Below are 3,519 nucleotides of genomic sequence, written 5' to 3'. Positions count from 1 at the left end.
GTGTACGGTTCGTGCACCTCGACACCCGCGACGAGACCACCGACGGCGGGGGCTTCCTGGCGCGTCCGCTCACCGCCGAGTACCGGCTCGACGGCATCGAGGGACCGCTGGCCGGGACTGTTTCGCTGGACGACGTGGCCGGGTTCTCCGGTGCCTTCAGCCTGGAGGACATCCCGCTGCACGTGAACGCGTCGCACGTCCCCGGCGACCGTCACGAGCTCGTGTTCGATCAGCACGAACACCGGTTCGGGGCCATCACGGGATCGGTCACGCGCGCGGCGGCCGTGCCCGGGGAGACCAACCGCGTGAAGGCGGACGTCGCACGCCTGTCGTCGTTCGGAGCCGCCTTCGCGCTGTCCGACGGTGATCCGGTGCTCGTCGAGGTCGGCCGGGTCGACGACGTCGCCCAGCCCATCCCGGGCGGCCTCGGCCAGGTTGCCTTTAGCCTCGACGAGGACGCCGCCGCCACCCCGAACCTGGCGCTCGCACCCAGCCTCCGGCTCGAGCTGCTGACCGTCGCCGAGGACCACACGCTCGTGGCTGCGACCGGCCTGCGCCGTGTGCGCTACGGCAGGGGACGGCACGCGCACGGCCGCCCCAGCGACCCCGGCGACCTGATCCTGGTGACGATCGACGGCCGGCACGAACCGCCTCCGACCATCATGACCCATCGGCCCCCGTCCGGGTCGCGGTTCGCGCCGTACTCGGCGTCACTGCTGCTCCACCAGCCGCCCGAGCCGGGAACGCCGCCAACGGCCGACCCGGCGGCGACGCCCGGCCGGCGACGGTGGGTCCACGCCGGACATCTCGACGGCCCCGTGACCGTCGAGGTCCGTCCCGGCCCCCCGACCGTGATCGTGGTCGACGGGACGCTATCGCGTGTCCGCTACGAGGAACGTGCGGGCACCCGGACGACCGACGCCGCGGTGCCGCACCTGGCCGGCACGGTCACGCTCACCGTCGGCGAGGACCAGGCCGACGTCGACACCGGCACCCCGCTGGCCGTCGACCTGTCACTGCGGGCGGCCGACGGCCTGTCCGACGACCCGACGTCGCCACGCGAGCTCGCGTTGCGCGGGGCGGTGCCCGCCGGCACCACCGCCTACACCAGCGGAACGACCGACAGCGCCGACACCCTCACCGTGTCGACGTCTCACGCCACAGGAGCCACCGCACGCGTCGCGGTCGGCTGGCGGCTCGACCGCTTGACCGCTGTGCGTGCAGTCCCGCAGGTGCACAGCACCAGCGTCGTCGACCGGCGGCTCGTGGCGGAGGACGAGACCCGCACCGCGAGCTTCTCCGACGCGCTGACGGCACGCATCTACGGCCTACACCGGCTCAAGGTCGCGACCAGCGACGTGGAGCGGGCATCGGAGGTCGCGGCGTTCCTGCGCGTCGTCACCAACACCGACGCTGAGATCGAGCTGTACCCGGAGCGGCCGAACCGGGCGCTGCGCGTCGTCGCGTACGGCATGGACACGCTCGACAGCGGCCCACCGAGGCTGCACGGCCGCATGCGACTGTCGGACCTGTCGCCGCACGTCAAGCTCGTCACGACCCACGGCGACGAGGCGTGGCAGACGGCGATGGAGATGCGCAGCCTGCACGACGGTGTCCCGATCGCCCGCGAGGGGTCCCAGGTCGGCTACCCGGGCCAGTTCCCGTGGGACGGACCGAGCGGGGGCAGCTTCATCGGGATCGGGCTCAGCGAAGTCATGTTCGCGGAGCTGCCGCAGCGCCTCATGCTTGTGCCGCTGCCGTTCGAGGACGCCGCCCCGACCGACGGTATGGCCGGCCTCATCGACGCAGGGGCCCGGGACGTCGGCGGCCAGCGCATCTCGGTGCACGGGACGCTGCGGCTGCGCGAGATCCTGACGATGGGCTGGGACCGCTCGAAGGGCGACAAGCACGCCTGGCGGCGCGTCGACGCCAAGTGCCTCACGGTCGTGTCCAACGACCGCTTCGAGCACTTCTGGCTGCGTCAAATCAGCGACCGCGGCGCCGACCTCGACGACGACGAGAGCACCCTCAACGTGATCGTGACCGGCAACGCCCGGGTCACGATGGACACGTGGATCTACGGGACGACCTACCCACGTTCGGAGGATCCGAAGCACGCCGACGACCTGAGCGGCGACTGGAAGCCGAAGGCCCGCATGCAGTACGAGAACTTCAACGGGATCCTCAAGGTCAACGCCGACGACGGCAGCGGTCCCGCCGGCATCGACGACGACGACTCGTCGGGCGGCTGGTACGTCAAGTCGGTCGGCGCGTTCCTCGGGCTCCTCGACGTGTCGCTGGGCAGCAACCGCTGGTCGACCCTCGATCTCGACGCGTCGTCGCTCGGCGACCCCTGCGGGGACTGACATGCGCAAGCTCCTCCTGCACCACACCTACACGGGCGGCCGAGCCGTGGACGTGTCCGGCAACCGCAACCACGGGCACGTCCACGACGCCCCACAGGCCGGACCCAGCAGCCTCCGCTTCCAGCAGCCGTCGAGCCGCGTCACCGCGTACCCGGCCCCGGGGACGTTCGACCGGATCGACTCGCTCGAGGTCACGGTGCGGTTCCGGCTCGGCACCGTCGCGCAGCGCCGAACCGCGGCGCGGGCGTCGTCGCTGCCCGTGTTCGTCGACCTGGACCGGCCGTGGACCACGTCGGGGCGGCACAACCTCGTCGAAGGACACCTGTCGTTCGCCCTGTACATCGAGTCGGTACAACTGCCGCCCATCCCCGCGATGGCGCTGTTCGGTACCTGGACGCTGCGGATGCGCGCGACGATCCTGGACGCGACCGGCAGCTGGACCGGTCCGGCCGGCGAGGTCCGGGTGAGCGGCTACGGGTGGCACACCGCCACGCTGGTCTACGAGGCCCCGGCCGCCCGGCTCGTGCTCGCGTTCGACGGGGACGTGATCGGGACCACGGTCGGCGTGCAAGGACCGGTCCGCCCTGTCGGGCCCAACGGGGTCGCGATCGGGCACTGGCCCGAGCCCGACTCCCGGTACACGCTCAAGGGCGACATCGACGACCTGCGAGTCTGGGCGACGTGGCCCGAGGTCGAGGATCTGGTCGACCCGTGCTGCGCCGACCGAGACGGCGTCGGCGAGCTCCTGCACGACTCGCTCGCGGACGACGAGGGGCGCGACGTGCGCACCGGCCCGGACCCGACCGAGGCGATCCGCGAGATCGTCGCGATCAACGCGGCGATCCGGGCGCGGCTCGTGGGAACCTCCGAGGAGCTGGCGGAGCGCGCCCGCGACGCCGAGCTCGCGTTCGGCCGTGCGCTGCGCGACCACGACCTGCCTGCCATGGTCGCCGCCGTGCAGTCCGGGGCGCGTCTGCTGGTCGATGCCGGCGTCCCCGAGGACTGGCTGGCGTCACAGGGCGAGCAGGCGCTGAACGTCCTGATGCGCTTCCCGGTGGGACGGCGCGTGCTCGGGCCGGTCGTGAGCGCCGCCCGGCGTGTCCGCCGGACCCGGCGCGGCCGCCGTGACGCCGCCAACGAGGCGGCCGTGCTC

At 72.5% G+C, this 3,519-nt stretch carries 2 protein-coding genes; both read left to right on the top strand.

All coding sequences use genetic code 11. From position 1 onward, the window contains the following. A partial coding sequence (locus tag M3N57_05435) for a hypothetical protein (protein MDP9022138.1) occupies positions 1-2,366 on the top strand: 2,366 nt, incomplete at its 5' end. A gap of 1 nt (position 2,367) precedes the next feature. Further along, a partial coding sequence (locus M3N57_05430; protein ID MDP9022137.1) for a hypothetical protein occupies positions 2,368-3,519 on the top strand: 1,152 nt, incomplete at its 3' end.

It is taken from the genome of Actinomycetota bacterium (assembly GCA_030776725.1).
Classification (GTDB): Bacteria; Actinomycetota; Nitriliruptoria; order Nitriliruptorales; family JAHWKO01; genus JAHWKW01.
This window is presented reverse-complemented; position numbering and strand designations above follow the sequence as displayed.